We start from the raw sequence: 17,302 nt of genomic DNA, 5'->3' as shown, positions 1-17,302 counted from the left end.
TTAACCCTTGCACCCACGCCGGGGCTGCGGCATGACGTCGACATGACTCAGAACAGCGAAATTCTTTGTATCGGTTCTGTCCTGTGGGACGTGATCGGACGTTCTGCCAGCGCCATGCGGCAGGGGTCGGATGTTCCCGGCAGGATCACCCGCCTGCCCGGAGGCGTGGCAATGAACATTGCCATGACGCTGGTGCGGTTTGGCATGACGCCCACCCTGTTGACCGCCATTGGCCGCGATCCCGAAGGGGACGAGTTGGTCAACGCTTGCGCCCGACTGGGGATGGTAACCGATCACATCTATCGCTCGCAGGACCTGCCGACCGACCGATATATGGCTGTCGAGGGCGCCAATGGGCTGATTGCCGCGATAGCGGACGCTCATTCACTTGAGGCCGCTGGGGCAAAAATTCTGAAACCCCTGATGCAAGGCCCATTAGGCACAGAGACCATGCCATTTGATGGTCCTGTTGCTTTGGATGGCAACCTGACGCTGTCGCTTTTGGAAGAAATCGCGCAAAGCCCAGCCTTCGCCGGGGCCGACCTGCGCGTGGCACCGGCCTCACCCGGCAAGGCCGATCGCCTGCTGCCTTTCCTCAAGCATGCCCGCGCGACGCTTTATGTGAACCTCGAAGAGGCTGGCATCCTGTGCCAGCGCGAATTCGCGGATTCGGCAAGCGCCGCCAAGGGGCTGCTGGATCGCGGCGCGCTGCGCGTGCTGGTGACCGATGGCGGCAGTTCAGCAACCGTTGCCAGCGCCGAGGAAATCTTGACCCAAAAACCCCCATCCGTTCTGGTCACCCGTGTGACCGGCGCTGGTGATACATTCATGGCGGCGCATATCGCATCCGAGGCCACCGGTGCCCCAAGCGATGAGGCCCTGTCACGTGCCCTGCATGCCGCCGCAACTTACGTTTCCGGAGAAACCCCACTGTGATCAACATTCAATATTCTGCCGAGGTCCGCGCCGCCAAAGACGCAGGCCAACCTATCGTTGCGCTGGAAAGCACGATCATCACCCACGGTATGCCCTACCCGCAGAACATCGAGGTTGCGGCACAGGTTGAACAAGACATCCGAGACGCGGGCGCTGTGCCAGCCACCATGGCGGTGATCAATGGTACGCTTCACGTCGGTCTGGAAGCCGAAGAGTTGAAAGCGCTGGGCCAAGCGCATGGGGTCGCCAAACTGTCCCGTGCCGATATGGCAGCCTGCATGGCAACCGGTGGCACCGGTGCAACAACGGTCGCCGCAACCATGATCGCCGCCCATCACGCCGGGATCGACGTTTTCGCCACCGGCGGTATTGGAGGCGTCCACCAAGGGGCTGAAACCTCGTTCGATATCTCTGCTGACCTGCACGAATTGGCCCATACCCCGGTCACGGTTGTTGCCGCAGGCGCCAAAGCCATCCTCGATCTGGCCAAGACGCTTGAGGTTCTGGAAACACTGGGCGTTCCGGTCATTGCCTATGGCCAGGACGAATTTCCGGCCTTCTGGTCGGCAAAATCCCCGCTGGCAGCCCCTCTGCGCATGGACAGTGCGGAAGACATCGCGCACGCACATGCGACCAGACGCGCGCTTGGCCTGCCCGGCGGCCAACTTGTCGCCAATCCGATCCCGGAGGCCGATCAGATCCCATCCGAGGAACTGGCCCCGATCATCGCCTCGGCACAGGCGGATGCAGATGTGCATCGGATCAGCGGTAAAGGGGTCACACCCTACCTGTTGCAACGGATTTATGAGCAGACCGAAGGTCGTTCTCTGACCGCCAATATCGCATTGGTCCGCAACAATGCCCGTCTGGCAGCCGGGATCGCCCGCGCCCTGTCCGCCAAGGCGGATTAACATATAGCTATTGTACCAAGGCCAAGGACTGCTTAACTAAATTCGCAAGCCACTCAGGACCGTAATGAACACTCCTTTTGACGAAGAACCCAACCGACAGCCCGGCCTGTTCTCACGGCTGCGTGCGTCCTTTCTGACGGGCATCGTCGTTATTGCGCCGGTGTGGTTGACGATCTGGCTGATCTGGTCTGTTGTCGGCTGGATCGACAGTGCGGTTCTGCCGCTGGTTCCCCACCAATTCCAGCCTGAACAATATGTTGGCATCAACCTGCGCGGTGTAGGTGTCATCTTTTTTCTGGTGTTCACCGTCGTGGTTGGCTGGGTTGCCAAGGGCATCCTGGGCCGATCCTTTATCTCGTTCACCGAAAGCCTGGTGAATAGGATGCCAGTCATCCGGTCCATCTATTCAGGCATCAAGCAGATTTCCGAGACCGTCTTTGCCCAGACTGAACGGTCATTTGAAAAAGCCTGTCTGGTTCAATATCCGCGCCGTGGCATCTGGGCCATCGGGTTCGTCTCGACCACCGCCAAGGGAGAAGTCAACGAACGCGCAGAAGCGGGTGGCGATCTGTACAGCGTGTTCATTCCGACGACACCCAACCCGACATCGGGGTTCCTGCTGTTCTTTCCGATAGAGGACGTCATCCTTTTGGACATGTCGATCGAAGATGCCGCCAAACTGGTGATTTCGGCCGGTCTTGTTTACCCGAACGACAAAGACCCGACCCAGCCACCAGAATGACTATCCAAACATTTCCGGCAGATTGACCGTGCTGCGTGCACCCAAATCGGCCTTGTGATCTGTCAAAAACTGATCAGCTGCATTGCGGCCAGCTTCTTTGAGCTTATGTAGGACCACAGGGTTGGGCACTGTCTTGGTCGCGACCGAGAGGTCATTCATCAACGCGTCATCGGCAATCATGTGAACCAGAACACGGCTCATTTCGCCCGCTTTCAGCTTGCCATCCTCCAGCAAGCGCTGAACGAAGCTTATGGCCCTCAGTTCCCGAAACAGCGATGAGTTAAAGCCGATCTCATTGATCCGGTTCTGGATTTGCTGCGGCGTCTTGGGGATTTCTTCCCGTTCCAGGGGGTTGATGTTCACGATCACCACGTCCTCGGGCAGATCGGAATTGAACAAGGGATACAGAGCTGGATTACCGGTATATCCGCCATCCCAGTAAGCCTCGGTCCGGCCCGATTTTGGATCGAATATCTCGACCGCCTGAAACAGGGTTGGCAAACAGGCGGACGCAAGGATGGCCTCAGTCGACAGCTCATCCCCTGTGAACACCCGAATCTTTCCGCTGCGCACGCATGTCGCGCAGACATACAGACGCGGACCTTCGGCAGCGCATATTTCATCGAAATCAAAACGCTCGACCACGGGTTCCAGGGGGTTGCGGTAGAACGGCCCATAGGCATAAGGAGATACCAACCGCGACCAGGCGTCGCCTACAGCAAACGGCAGCGAATTTTCGATAGACTGTGCGATATGTGAGGGCTCAAACGCACGCATCCAGTTGGTCAGGTTCGTATCGTCGACGGCCCCCATACGGGCCCAGAGCGCATCCAGATTGGTGCGCGCGCCCTCCCGGCCGCCCCGTACCATGCCAGACTTATAGGCCGCACCGTTCAGTGCGCCTGCCGATGTTCCGGTGATCGCCGCGACTTCGATATCATCTTCGTCCAGCAGACGATCCAGCACACCCCAAGTGAACGCTCCGTGCGCGCCGCCGCCCTGCAAAGCCAGATTGATACGTTTCACTGCCCTACTCCCCAAGGCTCAGAGCGCGGTCCACCCGCCATCAACTGAAATCGTCGTGCCGGTGATCTGCGCCGCCGCATCCGAGCACAGAAAGATCGTCGTACCGCCCAGTTGTTCGACCGTAGCGAATTCTTTCGAAGGTTGCCGCTTTAGCAGGACATTCTTCACGACATCCTCGCGGCTCATATCGTATTCTTTCATCGTATTGGGTATCTGCTCTTCGACCAGCGGCGTCAGCACATATCCCGGGCAAATCGCATTACAGGTAATCGGCTCTTGTGCGGTCTCGAGAGCTACGGTTTTGGTCATCCCGACAACACCGTGCTTGGCCGCGATATAGGCGGCTTTGAAAGGCGATGCCGTCAACCCATGGGCCGATGCAATATTCACCACCCGTCCCCAGCCCGCCTTGCGCATCATCGGCAACGCGGCGGCAGTGGTGTGAAAGGCCGAGTTCATGTTGATCGCAATGATCGCGTCCCATTTGTCGGTTGGAAACTGATCAATCGGCGCCACATGCTGAATGCCGGCATTGTTGACCAGGATATCGCAGGCTCCAGCCTTTTCGATCAGCGCCCGACACTCTTCACCCTTTGACATGTCCGCTTTGATATAGCGCGCGTTGGTTCCGGTTTCCTGCCCGATCTCTGCGGCCAGAGCATGATCTTCGTCGCGGTCAGTAAACGAATTCAGCACCACATCGGCTCCGGCCTTGGCCAGCTCGCGGGCGATGCCCAGCCCAATGCCCGAATTCGATCCTGTGATGATTGCTGTTTTGCCCGAAAGACTCATGGGTGCTCTCCGTCAGATTCCGTGTTGACGGCACAGTGCCATGCTGCACCTGCAAAGAAAACGGGGAAAGATTGGGGGCGCTGTATCAGCGAAAATCGCACAAAAAAAACGCCCGCACGAAGCGGGCGTTAAGTTATTGAGGCAGGTTTCATACAGGCAAGAAACCTATCGAGCAGTACGCCCTTTATAAGCAATTCCACGCCTTCGTCCAAGCTAAAAGTTTGATAATATGAAAAATCATCGGTACGGTGAATCCCAACAAAATAAGGCCAGAGCAGGATTGTTTCCAAAATGAGCCCCGATTTTCTTCGCCCCGTTCGCCCTATGATCGCGGGAATCGTTAGTGTTTTTGCCGTTGCAGCAGCCCATGCAGAATCGACCCATGGCATAGCTATGTATGGTGACCCTGCCCTTCCACCGGATTTTGTGTCGCTACCCTATGTCAATGCTGATGCACCCAAAGGCGGCAAAGTCGTATTTGGAAATACCGGCGGCTATAACAGTCTTAACCCGTTTGTGCAAAAAGGCACGTCACCCTGGCAGTTGCGATTTTGGACCCATGAAAGCCTGATGGGGCGTTCCTGGGACGAACCTTTCACTCTTTACGGGTTGTTAGCCGAATCAGTTGAGACGGCTCCAGACCGATCCTGGGTCGAATTTACCCTGCGAGAGAATGCCCGATTCTCGGATGGATCACCGGTCACTGTCGAGGATGTCATCTGGTCATATGAGACTTTGGGAACCGAAGGGCACCTGAGATATCGCGGCCTTTGGGGAAAGATCGACAGTATCGAACAAACCGGACCGCGTTCCGTTCGCATCACGTTTAACGACCCCGACCGCGAGCTTGCGCTGATCGCCGGGATGCGCCCGATCCTTCAGAAGGCACAGTGGGAGGGTAAGGACTTTGCCGACGCGCCGCTGCAAGACATCCCCTTGGGGTCTGGACCGTATGTCATCGATGGGTACGAAGCCGGACGGTATGTGAACCTGCGTCGCAATCCGGATTACTGGGGCGCTGACATTCCGTTTCGGCGCGGCACCATGAATCTGGATGAGATGCGGATCGAGTTCTACGGGGATGGCACAGTCGCATTCGAGGCCTTCAAAGCAGGCGAGCTCTCAGCCGTGCGCGAGTTTAACGCCGATAAGTGGAACAACCAGTATGACTTCCCCGCGGTACAGCGCGGCGATGTGGTGAAAACCGAAATCCCGCATCGCAAGCCTTCGGGCATGACCGGATTTGTCATGAATACGCGCAAGCCACCCTTCGATGATTGGCGCGTGCGCGAGGCTCTGACTCTGGCTTTCAATTTCGAATTCATCAACGACACCGTCACCGGAAGCGCGCAACCGCGGATAACCTCGTATTTCTCGGGCTCGGATCTGGCGATGCAGCCCGGTACTGCCACCGGTCAGGTGGCTGAGCTGCTGCAGCCATACGCCGATACACTGTTGCCCGGTACACTGGAAGGTTACGAGCTTCCGAAAGGTGACGGTTCGGAACGCAACAGGGCCAATCTGCGCAAGGCAACCAAGCTTCTGCAAGAGGCTGGCTGGACGGTTCAGGATGGCGTGTTGCGAAACGCAGATGGCGAAGCGTTCATCGTTGACATGGTCATCAGCCAGGGCAGCCTCAACGTTGTCCAGAATGTCGGAACCATCGCAGAAATCTATGCGCGTACGCTTGAACGGCTTGGCATCGAGCTTACAGTCGAAAAAATCGACGACGCACAATACACCTCTCGGATGGATGCCCATGATTTTGACATGACCCCATTTCGCCGGGCTCTTTCCCTGTCGCCGGGCAACGAACAACGCCTGTATTGGGGCAGTGAAAATGCCGACACGGCAGGAACACGTAACCTGATGGGGGTTCAGTCACTAGCAGTGGACGGTTTAATCGATACGATGCTGGCCTCTGAAAGCCACGAAGATTTCGTGTCTGCGACCCGCGCGCTGGATCGCGTTCTAACCGCTGGCCGGTATGTCATCCCGATCTGGAGCTTTGACGTCGGCCGGATTGCACATGCGCGTGAGCTGAAACAGCCGGAAACCCTGCCCATATACGGTGACGGGCCGGAATACATGCCGCAGGTCTGGTGGTACGAGGAATAGCGCCTCAAAAGAGGCGGCCCCGTCCTTTCCTAATTGCTAACTGTCCGTGCCAATCTCGTTCCAGAGGATCGCAACCGCTGCAGATGTGATGCAATAAGACCGGTTCGGCGTTTGCTGTGTGGGTCTCATACCCTTCGGCGGATTCTGGCACAGACCCGCAGTACCACGACATGCAGGTAAATGCTGTGGGCATTCCGCTATAAATTGATGCGATCCCTAGTTTCAGACAAATTTGAAAAATTTCAACAAGGGGCTTTACGTAACGGGTTCGAAAGATATAGCCTGCGACTAGTACAAATGTATCCAATTTGAATTACGCCAAACATTACCGACACATAGCTGTGTTACAATATCAGGAACAGTATTTTCGGACCAGCCTCCACTCACTCAAAACTATTTGGTCCGTAGGCCCGTCTCAGATTTCCTGTGGCGGGCCTAACTGATTTAAACTTCGCACGCTCAAGGTGCGACATTTTGCCATAGCCCTACCTGCAAACACCATTCGTACCCTGAATTCAGGGCCGAGCAGATCTGTAGCCAGACAAACAGAAAGCCCAATAGATGTTTAAGTGGAACGATCTGACGCAAGATTGGAATGAAATGTACGCCCGTGCAAAACGGCGGTTTCCCAATTTGCGCGACCGAGACATGGATGCGGTAGGGCGCGACCGTGCGCAATTCGAGGCTTATCTGGCCGAACGTCATCATCTGACGGTGAACGAGGCACATGAAGAGCTTGAGGATTTCCTGTTCACCGAAGCGCTAACCCGTGAAGTCACCAAACATCTAGGTAAGTGACGTCACCCACAGGATCATCGCGTCTTCTTCACTGACCGAAACGACATTATGCCCCATGCTGCCGTCGTAATAGGCGCTGTCACCGCGGCGCATTTCGACGGGTTCGTAGAACTCGGTATACAGGCGAACAACACCCGTCAGCACGTACAGGAATTCTTCGCCATCGTGGCGGACCCACCCGTCAAACTCATCCATCGACCGGGCACGTACACGGGCGCGATAGGGCAGCATCTGCTTTTTCGTAAGCGTCTCAGCCAGCAGTTCGTGCTCGTATGTTGTGGTTGCGTGGCTGGTACCTTGCCCCATCCGGGTCACAGCCATACGCCCGATCACCTGCTCGCGCTGCGGCGGCGTGAACAGCTGCGGAACAGAGATTTCCAGCCCGATCGCCAGCTTCTTCAGCGCATCATATGTAGGCGACATCTGCCCGTTTTCGATTTTGCTGAGCGTTGAACGCGCCAATCCCGCCTGATTGGCCGCTTGTTCCAAAGTCCAGTTACGCGCCTTGCGCAATTCACGCACACGGACGCCAAGGTCCAGCGGTTCAACCTCTGTATGCTCGCCCGAGTTTCGGGCAATTCGGATCAGAGATGTCTGCTCTTTGGTTCTCATGCGCCACTCTATAGGGCCAGCCTGTCCCGCTTGCAACGCAGCAGTTGCCGCGTTAGCCAGACGCCATGCTTTCCCTGTTCGATCAAGGCCCGCCCAAGGCCTGCCCCACCCCTTTCAATCTGGCCGCGCATGTGTTGCGTCAAGCAGATCGCAATGGCGACAAGATTGCCTTGTCGGTACTTGGCGCAACGTCGGCACAGAACTGGAGCTTTGCTGCGTTGAAACGCGCGATCCTTGCAACCGGTACAGGTCTGCTGCGGGCCGGTTTGAAACCGGGCGATCTGGTCTTGATGCGTTTGGGGAACACGGTTGATTTCCCAATAACCTATCTGGGTGCAATCGCGGTCGGCATTGTACCCGTGCCGACATCGTCACAGCTGACACAGCCGGAAACGGCAAAGATCATCCAAGATCTGAAGCCCGCCGCCATACTCCGCGATCCCGATATCGCCAGCGCGGATCACCCGAACCAAATATCTTTGAGCCAACTGCGCGAGATGCGCGATCTACCTCTGGCCGAGTTTCGGATGGGCGACCCCGAAGACATGGCTTATGTGGTCTATACTTCTGGCACCTCGGGTAAGCCAAGGGCCGTTGCACATGCCCATCGTGCAATTTGGGCGCGGCAGATGATGGTGGATGGGTGGTACGGCCTGCAGGAAACGGATCGATTGTGCCATGCAGGTGCGTTCAACTGGACCTATACGTTGGGGACAGGACTGATGGATCCCTGGACCATTGGCGCGACAGCGCTGATACCGGAGCCCGGCACCGATCTGTCGACCCTACCCGATATGCTGCGCAATCACCGTGCCACGATTTTTGCTGCAGCTCCGGGCGTGTTTCGGAAAATTTTGAACGAAGCAAACGATCTGCACCTTCCCGATCTGAGGCACGGTCTTTGCGCTGGTGAAAAACTCTCACGGCATCTGCACCAGAAATGGACACGGATCACCGGGCGCGAGTTGTATGAAGCTTTTGGAATGTCCGAATGCTCGACCTTCATCTCTTCAAGCCCAGCCTATCCGGCACGTGGCGATGCACTGGGGCAACCACAACCGGGGCGGCGTGTGGCAATTCTGGGTCCAGACGGGCCGGTTCCACAGGGGAAAGAAGGGACCATCGCCATCCACCGATCAGACCCCGGCCTAATGCTGACCTATCTCAACGCGCCGGACGAAGCGCAGGCCAGGATGCAGGGCGAGTGGTTTCTGACCGGCGATCAGGGTGCAATGGCAGTTGATGGACAGATCACCTATCTTGGCCGAGACGATGATATGATGAATGCTGGCGGCTACCGGGTCTCACCGATCGAGGTCGAGGCCACATTGTCCCGATATCCCGGCATCACGCAGGTCGGCGCGGCCACAGTTGAGGTCAAGCAGGACAGTTTTGTCATAGTGGCATTCTATACCGGGCCGGAAAAGCTGGACGAGGACGCCCTGCGCGCCTATGTCGAGACAAATCTGGCGCGCTATAAGCAACCGCGCGCCTTTATCCATCTGCCTCAGCTGCCAACAGGCGGCAATGGCAAACTTTTGCGCCGGGCGCTGCCGGCCTATTTCAAGGCGACCAATACATGACCCAGACCGTCAAGCTCGACATCATGTCTGACCCGATCTGCCCCTGGTGCTATATTGGCAAGACTCATCTGGACAAAGCGTTGGCTGCAACTCCGGATCATCCATTCATCATTGAATGGCACCCCTTTCAGCTGAACCCCGATATGCCGGTCGAAGGCATGGATCGGCGTGAATACTTGGAGCGCAAATTCGGCGGCAAAGACGGAGCCATCCGTGCGTATGCCCCGGTGGTCGAGCATGCCGAAAATGCAGGGTTGGGCATCGACTTTGAGGGGATGAAGCGCACCCCGAACACGCTGGATGCTCATCGGCTGATCCACTGGGCCGGGATCGAAAACAAGCAGAACGCTATAGTTGATGCCCTGTTTCAGGCCTATTTTGTACAGGGTCGCGATATCGGTGACCACGAGGTTCTGGCGGATATTGCCGACAGTCAGGGGATGGACGCCGCCGTCGTCATGAAGCTGCTGAAATCCGACGCCGACCGCACCGACATCAGCAACCGTGACGCGCATTCCCGGCAGATGGGTGTGACGTCGGTACCGACTTTTATCGTTGCCAACCAACATGCTGTCCCCGGCGCGCAACCACCGGAAATGTGGGAACGCGTGATCGGTGAAATCATGTCTCAAATCGAGGCTTCCCCTGCAAAATAGCACAGCCTCCTGTGCATTCTGATCACTGGCCGTGCCCAATCCGCTGTGATAGCGCGAACGGGTCAGGAGAGCCCCATGAGTAATCGCATGCCGCGCGGAGAATTTGTCGCTTTGATCGCAATGATGTTTGCGACAATCGCGTTTTCTATCGACTCGATGCTGCCCGCCCTGCCGCAGATCAGCGCGCAACTCAGCCCAGGTGATGCAAACAAGGCGCAGTTGATCCTGACCTCATTTGTGCTGGGCATGGGGATCGGCACCTTTTTCACCGGCCCTCTGTCGGATGCATTCGGGCGCAAGCCGGTAATTTACGTCGGCTCTGCGCTGTATATCCTGTCTGCCGCAGTTGCCTGGGCCACCTCCTCGCTTGAGATGCTGTTGATTGCGCGCATCTTTCAAGGCATCGGCAGCGCGGCCCCACGCGTGGTGGCCATGGCCATTATCCGTGACCTCTATTCCGGCCGTGAGATGGCCCGCATCGTCTCGATTGCCATGATGATCTTTACGCTGGTTCCCGCCATCGCGCCCATGATGGGTGCCGGGGTGATCGCTCTGGCCGGGTGGCGTGGCATCTTCGCTTCGTTCATGTTGTTCTCTTTGATCACCATCACGTGGATGGGCCTGCGTCTGAGCGAACCTCTGGCACCCGAAAATCGCCGTCCCCTGCGCCTGCCGCTCATGATTGATGCCGCGCGGCAGATGTTTGCACACCCGACTGTGCGGGTTTCGATCATGGTGCAAACGCTTTGCCTTGGGATGCTGTTCACCATGCTGACGATGGTACAACCTGTTTATGACATCATCTACGACAGAGCAGACAGTTTCCCATTCTGGTTTGGTTTCGTTGCTCTGATGGCTGGCTCGGCCAGTTTGTTGAACGCGACTTTGGTCATCCGATTGGGGATGCGCCGGATTGTAACCTGGACTTTGGGCGCACAGATCATCTTTACGTGTTTTGTCATGGTAATGAATGGTCTGGACCTTTCTGATGGCGCCTCATTTGCGCTTTTTGTCAGTTGGCAGACTGCCGTGTTCTTCATGGCCGGTATGACGATGGGCAACCTAAATGCCATCGCGATGGAGCCGATGGGCCATATTGCGGGCATGGCAGCGTCAGTCATAGGCGCGGTATCAACCGTTCTGGCCGCTGCAGTGGCAGCCCCCCTGGGACAGTTGTTTGACGGATCGATCCTTCCCTTGGCAATAGGTGTCCTGACTATGTGCACGATGGGGTTCGGCCTGATGCTGTATATGGGCCGGATAGAAGACAGATTGCCCGCCTGATCTGTGCAGAGCGCGTGAAACACGTTATCCTCCCCTTGTTTCGAGGGGAGATTTTCAATGAGCGACTACTACGATCTGGGCACCCATTCCTGTCCGGTAAGCACCTCTTCGCCCGATGCGCAACTGTGGTTCGACCGGGGGCTGGTTTGGACCTATGGCTATAACCACGAAGAGGCCGTCGTCTGTTTTCAGCGCGCGCTAGAGCATGACCCGAACTGCGCCATGGCCCATTGGGGCGTCGCCTATGCGGCGGGGCCGAATTACAACATGCCTTGGGACCTGCACGATGACGCGGGCCGGCAAAAGGCGCTGACGCTGGCCTATGATGCGACGCAGCTGGCCATGTCTCTTGCGGGCGAATGTACGCCGGTTGAACAAGCGCTGATCCGCGCGCTTCCCGCCCGCTATCCCCAGCGCGAAGCCATTGACGACATGCACAACTGGGATCACGATTTTGCCGATGCCATGCGCGCAGCGTTTGCATCGCAGCCCGCTCATCTGGACCTGCGCACGATCTATGCCGAAGCGCTTTTGAACCTCACTCCCTGGCAAATGTGGGATTTGACGACCGGCCAGCCCGCCGAAGGGGCCGCCACGGTCGAGGCGCAAAAAACGCTGGAGGAGGCGATGGCTGATGATCCAGCAGCGATGTCTCATCCCGGGTTACTGCATCTTTATGTCCACCTGATGGAGATGTCTCCGACCCCGGAAAAAGCGCTGAAAGCGGGGGATGTTCTGCGGACGCTGGTTCCCGATGCGGGCCATTTGGTGCATATGCCCACCCATATCGATGTGCTGTGCGGCCATTACCAGAACGTCGTCCACTGGAACCAAAAAGCCGTTGAGGCCGACCTGAAATATTACGAACGCGAAGGCGCGTTCAACATCTACACCGGCTACCGCCAGCACAATTATCATTTTGTCATATATGGCGCCCTATTTCTGGGACAGATGGAACCGGCTCTGCGGGCCAATCAGGGATTGTGGGACACCACACCCGAAGACATGCTGCGCATAGAAAGCCCGCCCATGGCGGATTTCTTCGAAAGTTACATGTCGATGGGCCCCCATATCCTCATCCGGTTTGGCCGTTGGGAAGAGGCAATGGCGCTTGAGCTGCCCTCGGACCCCGATCTGTACTGCACTCTCACGGCAACCACGCATTATGCCCGAGCCATTGCTTTTGCCGCCACAGGGCAGGTCAGCGAAGCCGAAGCCGAAGAGCAGTTGTTCCTCGCTGCCAAGGCCCGCGTGCCAGAAACGCGATTGCTGCACAATAACCGCGTGATCGACCTGCTGGACATTGCCCGCGAAATGCTGCGTGGCGAAATCGAGTATCGCCTGGAAAACTACGATGCGGCCTACGCCCATCTGCGCCGCTCGGTCGAACTGGACGACACCTTGCCCTATGACGAGCCATGGGGATGGATGCAGCCCACTCGTCACGCGTTGGGTGCATTGCTGTTCGAACAAGGGCATACCGCCGAAGCCGAGGCCATATACCGCGAGGATTTGGGGTTGGGCGGTACGCTCAGCCGTGCCTCTGTCCATCCTGACAATGTCTGGAGCCTCAAGGGCCTGCATGACTGCCTGAAGGCGCGCGGTGAGACGGTTGAGATCGTGCAGATCAGGCAACGGCTGGATTTGGCTCTGGCTCGTGCGGACCGGGCTGTTGGCGCGTCCTGTTTCTGTGCTCAAGCCGCCATGAGGGCCGCCGAATGAGATACGCCTTTTTGCTCGCTTTGCTCTGCAGCCCGGCGCTGGCGGATCGACAATCCTTTCCGCCGGTCGACGAGGCCGAGCGGGATGTCACCCTCGTCTCGTTCCGGGCAAACCTGCTGAACATGGTAGCCGAGCGCGACATCGAAGGCGTGCTGTCTGTTGCCTGCCCGGATATTTACCTTAGCCACGGCGGCAATGGCGGCCCGGACGAGCTGCGCGAGTATCTTACTCCCGGACCGGCAACGTCAGAGCAAGATGATGATGACAGGGAAAAGGTCGTTGAAACCTTTTGGTCCGATCTGGAAAACACCCTGACACAGCCTGGCTATTTCAACGAAGATGGCGAGTTCTGGATGCCCCACCAATGGCAGCTCACCCTACCCGCTTCGCTGGATCCGGCGTTGGCCTATTTTGTGACCGCTCAGGATGTAACTCTGCGCAACGCACCAAATCGAGGCGCGGCGATACTGGACCTCATCAGCTATGAGGTCGTCATCATCCGCGACTTCTCCCCCATCGCGCAGTACCAGAGGGTTCTGCTGACAGACGGCGGCCAGGGCTATATGCACAGCGATTTCCTGTGGCCCATGACCGGGTTCCGGGCTGCATTGGCGCAATCCGACGCGGGCGACTGGCAGCTGTGCACCTTTGTCAGCGGTGACTAGGCTTTGGCCTTTTTCTTTTCGGCCACAAGTTTTTCCGCCAGATCGCGGGCGATGGCAAAGGCCCCCTTGATCTTGTCGCTGTCCTTCTTCCAATCGCGGCGCACGACGATCTTGTTATCCTTGACCTTGGCCAACCCGCGCTGGTTCTGGATGAACTCGACCAGCCCCTGAGGCGAGGCGAATTTGTCGTTGTGAAACTGGATCGTCGCGCCTTTGGGCCCGCCATCTAGCTTTGCAATCCCCGCCCGTTTGCACATCGCCTTGATGCGCACGACCAGCATCAGGGTGTTGACCTCTTTCGGCAGCGTGCCAAAGCGGTCGATCAATTCAGCGGCGAAGCCTTCCAATTCCACCTTGGTCGACAGCGACGACAAACGGCGATACAGGCCCAGGCGGACATCCAGATCGGGCACATAATCCTCTGGGATCAGGACAGGGACGCCAAGATTGATCTGCGGCGCCCATTGGTCATCTGCATCCGACAGGCCTTCCATCTCACCGGCTTTGATCTTGGCAATCGCCTCTTCCAGCATCGACTGGTAGAGTTCATAACCCACATCGCGCATTTGGCCCGACTGTTCCTCGCCCAACAGGTTACCCGCCCCTCGAATATCAAGGTCCTGAGACGCCAACGTGAACCCCGCCCCCAGCGTGTCGAGCGAGCCCAGAACGCGCAGGCGTTTTTCGGCCGTGGCAGTCAGACGGGCGCGCGGTTTTGTTGTCAGATAGGCATAGGCGCGGGTTTTCGACCGCCCGACCCTGCCGCGGATCTGATAGAGCTGCGCCAGCCCGAACATATCCGCCCGGTGCACAACCATCGTATTTGCAGTCGGGATATCCAGCCCGCTTTCCACAATCGTGGTGGCCAGCAACACATCGTATTTCCCGTCGTAGAACGCATTCATCCGATCGTCGAGTTCCCCAGCCGCCATCTGCCCATGCGCCACCATATAAGTCAGCTCGGGCAGTTGCTCTTTCAGGAATTCCTCTATCTCGGGTAGGTCTGAGATGCGCGGGACGACATAGAAACTCTGCCCGCCACGGTAATGTTCACGCAGCAGGGCTTCGCGGATCGTGACCGCGTCGAACTCACTGACATAGGTGCGGATCGCCAGCCGGTCGATGGGAGGTGTGCCGATGATCGACAGGTCACGCACGCCGGTCAGGGACAGTTGCAGCGTTCGTGGAATCGGCGTCGCGGTCAGGGTCAGGACATGGATATCGCTACGCAGCTGTTTCAGACGCTCCTTGTGGCCAACACCGAAATGCTGTTCTTCGTCGATGATCAGCAGACCCAGATTGTTGAACCGTATCGCTTTTGCCAGCAAGGCATGGGTGCCGATTACAATATCCACTGTGCCGCGCGCCAACCCATCACGGGTCTGTTGCGCCTCTTTGGCCGAGATGAAGCGGGACAGCTGCCGCACCTCAAGCGGGAAGCCCCGGAAGCGATCCTTGAAGCTGGCCGCGTGCTGACGCGCCAACAGCGTTGTCGGTGCGATCACCGCCACTTGCACGCCCGACATTGCGGCAACGAAAGCGGCACGCATTGCGACCTCGGTCTTGCCAAAGCCCACGTCGCCACAAATCAGACGATCCATCGGCGCGCCGGAATGCATGTCTTCCATGACCTCACCGATTGCGCGCAGCTGATCGTCAGTTTCCTGATAGGGAAAGCGCGCACTGAACTCCTCCCACGCGTGCGGAGGCGGGTCCATGATCGGGGCCTTGCGCAAGGCCCGTTCGGCAGCGATGCGGATCAGCTTATCCGCCATCTCGCGGATACGTTCTTTCAGCTTGGCCTTCTTGGCCTGCCACGCGCCGCCACCCAATCGGTCCAGCAGACCCTCATCATGACCGTATCGCGACAGCAGTTCGATATTTTCGACTGGCAGGTACAGTTTGGATTGTTCTGCGTATTCCAGCAGCAGACATTCATGGGCGGCACCGGCCGCCGTCACGACTTCCATCCCCAGATAACGCCCGATGCCATGATCCACATGGACCACCAAATCACCCGGGCTAAGGGATTGGGTTTCGGTCAGGAAATTCTCGGCCTTGCGGCGCTTTTTGGGCTGCCGGATCAACCGATCGCCCAGCACATCCTGTTCGGCGATCACGGTCAGGTCGGGCGTTTCGAACCCGTGCTCCAGCGCCCAGACGGCCAGATGCAGCCCGCGTTTGCCGATACGCGTACCGTCGGGCACGGGGATCGCCTCGGCAAGGCCTTCATCCTCGATCAGCCCAGTCAGACGTTCGCGGGCCCCTTCGGAATAAGAGGCAATCAGAACCGGCCCCTTGGCCATTTTGTCGGTGATATGGCTGGCCAGTGCTCCGAACAAGCTGATGCTTTCCTGCTGCCGCTCGGGCGCGAAATTCCGTCCAATCCGTCCACCTGCGTCAATCACCCCGGGCCCAAGGGCCTGAGGCAATGCATTGAATTGCAGAACGCGCCTATCGCCGACAGCTTGTTCCCAAGCAGTGTCATCGAGATACAGTAGGCCCGGTGGTGTCGGTTTATACACCGTGTCCATGCGCGACCGGTTCTCAAGCGCGAGCCGCCGCGTTTCGTATTGATCCGCAATCGTGTCCCACCGCGCCAAACGCGCGGGCGTGACCTGATCATCCAGCGAGATGGTGGCACCGGGCAGATAATCAAACAGCGTTTCCAGCTTTTCGTGAAAGAACGGCAGCCAGTGTTCGATCCCCTGATGCTTGCGCCCTGCGCTAACGGCCTCGTACAGGGGATCATCTGTGCCCGCCGCCCCAAACTCGATGCGATAATTTTGCCGAAACCGGGTGATGGCCGCGTCATCTAGAATGACCTCGGACACTGGTGCCAGCTCCACAACAGCCAGCTTTTCGGTCGTACGTTGCGACACCGGATCAAACCGACGTGCTCCATCCAGAACATCCCCGAACAGGTCCAGCCGCACCGGCCCGGATTCGCCGGGCGGGAAAATGTCGATGATACCCCCTCGAACGGCATAATCGCCAGGCTCCATCACGGTCGGGCTTTGCGTGAACCCCATGCGCACAAGGAAATTCCGCAGCGCGGTTTCATCAATGCGGTGATCGACACGGGCGGTAAACGCCGCCTCTCGCAGCACCGCACGGGCGGGCACGCGTTGGGTTGCGGCGTTCAGAGTTGTCAGCAGCACATATTGCTGCGGCATCTGGTGCACAAGTGCGGCAAGGGTGGCCACACGCGCTGCCGAGATATCGGCATTGGGCGATACCCGATCATATGGCAGACAATCCCAGCCTGGGAACACAAATACCGGCATGTCAGGCGCAAAAAAGGCAAGCGCCGCGCGCATCGCCTCAAGCCGTTTGTCATCACGCGCTACATGGCACACCGGCCCGCCCGAGCGCGCCAGCTCATTCAGGACAAGCTGCGCGTCAAACCCTTCGGGGGCGCCGCCAACGATTACTTGGTTCGGACCCGTCATCGCCA

General features: G+C 57.9%; 14 protein-coding genes. 10 read left to right on the top strand and 4 right to left on the bottom strand.

The annotated features are described in order from the left end of the window. The first annotated feature begins 42 nt into the window (after positions 1-42). From AC2FLG_RS10230 to AC2FLG_RS10220, 3 genes are all read left to right on the top strand, one after another. A complete protein-coding gene (locus AC2FLG_RS10230) occupies positions 43-936 on the top strand; it encodes a PfkB family carbohydrate kinase (RefSeq protein WP_281972023.1) in 894 nt (297 codons plus the stop codon). Next, positions 933-1,847, top strand: a complete 915-nt coding sequence (locus AC2FLG_RS10225) for a pseudouridine-5'-phosphate glycosidase (RefSeq protein WP_496675820.1) — start codon at positions 933-935, stop codon at positions 1,845-1,847. Before AC2FLG_RS10230 ends, AC2FLG_RS10225 begins: the two co-directional genes overlap by 4 nt. A gap of 64 nt (positions 1,848-1,911) precedes the next feature. Beyond that, positions 1,912-2,589 (top strand): DUF502 domain-containing protein, encoded by a 678-nt coding sequence (locus AC2FLG_RS10220; RefSeq protein ID WP_142633557.1) that lies wholly within the window; start codon positions 1,912-1,914, stop codon positions 2,587-2,589. Here AC2FLG_RS10220 and AC2FLG_RS10215 read toward each other — a convergent pair whose 3' ends face one another. Both AC2FLG_RS10215 and AC2FLG_RS10210 read right to left on the bottom strand, forming a co-directional pair. After that, the gene (locus AC2FLG_RS10215; RefSeq protein ID WP_496706068.1) at positions 2,590-3,615 is read right to left on the bottom strand and encodes a patatin-like phospholipase family protein; all 1,026 of its coding nucleotides are present in this window, start codon (positions 3,613-3,615) and stop codon (positions 2,590-2,592) included. Between the two features lie 18 nt (positions 3,616-3,633). Beyond that, complete coding sequence (locus tag AC2FLG_RS10210; RefSeq protein WP_496706067.1) at positions 3,634-4,407, bottom strand: 3-hydroxybutyrate dehydrogenase; 774 nt, start codon at positions 4,405-4,407, stop codon at positions 3,634-3,636. 291 nt (positions 4,408-4,698) lie between these two features. Between AC2FLG_RS10210 and AC2FLG_RS10205 the strand changes: the two genes are divergently transcribed. Next, positions 4,699-6,525, top strand: a complete 1,827-nt coding sequence (locus tag AC2FLG_RS10205) for an extracellular solute-binding protein (protein WP_496701135.1) — start codon at positions 4,699-4,701, stop codon at positions 6,523-6,525. A 561-nt stretch (positions 6,526-7,086) separates the two neighbouring features. Beyond that, positions 7,087-7,323, top strand: coding sequence for a hypothetical protein (locus AC2FLG_RS10200; protein ID WP_142633552.1), 237 nt, complete (start codon positions 7,087-7,089; stop codon positions 7,321-7,323). Here the strand turns inward: AC2FLG_RS10200 and AC2FLG_RS10195 are convergent. Next, a complete protein-coding gene (locus AC2FLG_RS10195; protein ID WP_142633550.1) occupies positions 7,312-7,935 on the bottom strand; it encodes a helix-turn-helix domain-containing protein in 624 nt (207 codons plus the stop codon). The two genes, AC2FLG_RS10200 and AC2FLG_RS10195, sit on opposite strands and share 12 nt — an antisense overlap. Positions 7,936-8,000: 65 nt before the next feature. Between AC2FLG_RS10195 and AC2FLG_RS10190 the strand changes: the two genes are divergently transcribed. The 5 genes from AC2FLG_RS10190 to AC2FLG_RS10170 all read left to right on the top strand — a co-directional run bounded on the left by AC2FLG_RS10190 (position 8,001) and on the right by AC2FLG_RS10170 (position 13,845). Then, complete coding sequence (locus AC2FLG_RS10190; protein WP_496706065.1) at positions 8,001-9,518, top strand: class I adenylate-forming enzyme family protein; 1,518 nt, start codon at positions 8,001-8,003, stop codon at positions 9,516-9,518. Next, the gene (locus tag AC2FLG_RS10185; RefSeq protein WP_142633547.1) at positions 9,515-10,174 is read left to right on the top strand and encodes a DsbA family oxidoreductase; all 660 of its coding nucleotides are present in this window, start codon (positions 9,515-9,517) and stop codon (positions 10,172-10,174) included. Before AC2FLG_RS10190 ends, AC2FLG_RS10185 begins: the two co-directional genes overlap by 4 nt. 75 nt (positions 10,175-10,249) lie before the next feature. Beyond that, positions 10,250-11,458 carry a multidrug effflux MFS transporter gene (locus AC2FLG_RS10180; protein WP_142633545.1) on the top strand — a complete coding sequence of 403 codons (1,209 nt, stop codon included), beginning with the start codon at positions 10,250-10,252 and terminating at the stop codon, positions 11,456-11,458. 57 nt (positions 11,459-11,515) lie between these two features. After that, positions 11,516-13,180, top strand: a complete 1,665-nt coding sequence (locus AC2FLG_RS10175; protein WP_496706063.1) for a hypothetical protein — start codon at positions 11,516-11,518, stop codon at positions 13,178-13,180. Continuing rightward, positions 13,177-13,845: an SH3 domain-containing protein gene (locus AC2FLG_RS10170; protein WP_496691163.1), complete on the top strand. Its 669-nt coding sequence runs from the start codon at positions 13,177-13,179 to the stop codon at positions 13,843-13,845. The genes AC2FLG_RS10175 and AC2FLG_RS10170 overlap by 4 nt, the downstream gene beginning before the upstream one ends. Here the strand turns inward: AC2FLG_RS10170 and mfd are convergent. Beyond that, a complete protein-coding gene (gene mfd, locus AC2FLG_RS10165) occupies positions 13,842-17,297 on the bottom strand; it encodes a transcription-repair coupling factor (RefSeq protein WP_496706061.1) in 3,456 nt (1,151 codons plus the stop codon). The genes AC2FLG_RS10170 and mfd overlap by 4 nt on opposite strands. Positions 17,298-17,302: the final 5 nt, after the last annotated feature.

It is taken from the genome of Ruegeria sp. CDSA193 (assembly GCF_059611885.1).
This window is presented reverse-complemented; position numbering and strand designations above follow the sequence as displayed.

Coding starts and splice junctions, on each gene's coding strand:
- AC2FLG_RS10230 (WP_281972023.1), top strand. CDS start 43: ATGACTCAGAACAGCGAAATTCTTTGTATCGGTTCTGTCCTGTGGGAC.
- AC2FLG_RS10220 (WP_142633557.1), top strand. CDS start 1,912: ATGAACACTCCTTTTGACGAAGAACCCAACCGACAGCCCGGCCTGTTC.
- AC2FLG_RS10210 (WP_496706067.1), bottom strand. CDS start 4,407: ATGAGTCTTTCGGGCAAAACAGCAATCATCACAGGATCGAATTCGGGC.
- AC2FLG_RS10205 (WP_496701135.1), top strand. CDS start 4,699: ATGAGCCCCGATTTTCTTCGCCCCGTTCGCCCTATGATCGCGGGAATC.
- AC2FLG_RS10200 (WP_142633552.1), top strand. CDS start 7,087: ATGTTTAAGTGGAACGATCTGACGCAAGATTGGAATGAAATGTACGCC.
- AC2FLG_RS10195 (WP_142633550.1), bottom strand. CDS start 7,935: ATGAGAACCAAAGAGCAGACATCTCTGATCCGAATTGCCCGAAACTCG.
- AC2FLG_RS10190 (WP_496706065.1), top strand. CDS start 8,001: ATGCTTTCCCTGTTCGATCAAGGCCCGCCCAAGGCCTGCCCCACCCCT.
- AC2FLG_RS10185 (WP_142633547.1), top strand. CDS start 9,515: ATGACCCAGACCGTCAAGCTCGACATCATGTCTGACCCGATCTGCCCC.
- AC2FLG_RS10180 (WP_142633545.1), top strand. CDS start 10,250: ATGAGTAATCGCATGCCGCGCGGAGAATTTGTCGCTTTGATCGCAATG.
- AC2FLG_RS10175 (WP_496706063.1), top strand. CDS start 11,516: ATGAGCGACTACTACGATCTGGGCACCCATTCCTGTCCGGTAAGCACC.
- AC2FLG_RS10170 (WP_496691163.1), top strand. CDS start 13,177: ATGAGATACGCCTTTTTGCTCGCTTTGCTCTGCAGCCCGGCGCTGGCG.
- mfd (WP_496706061.1), bottom strand. CDS start 17,297: ATGACGGGTCCGAACCAAGTAATCGTTGGCGGCGCCCCCGAAGGGTTT.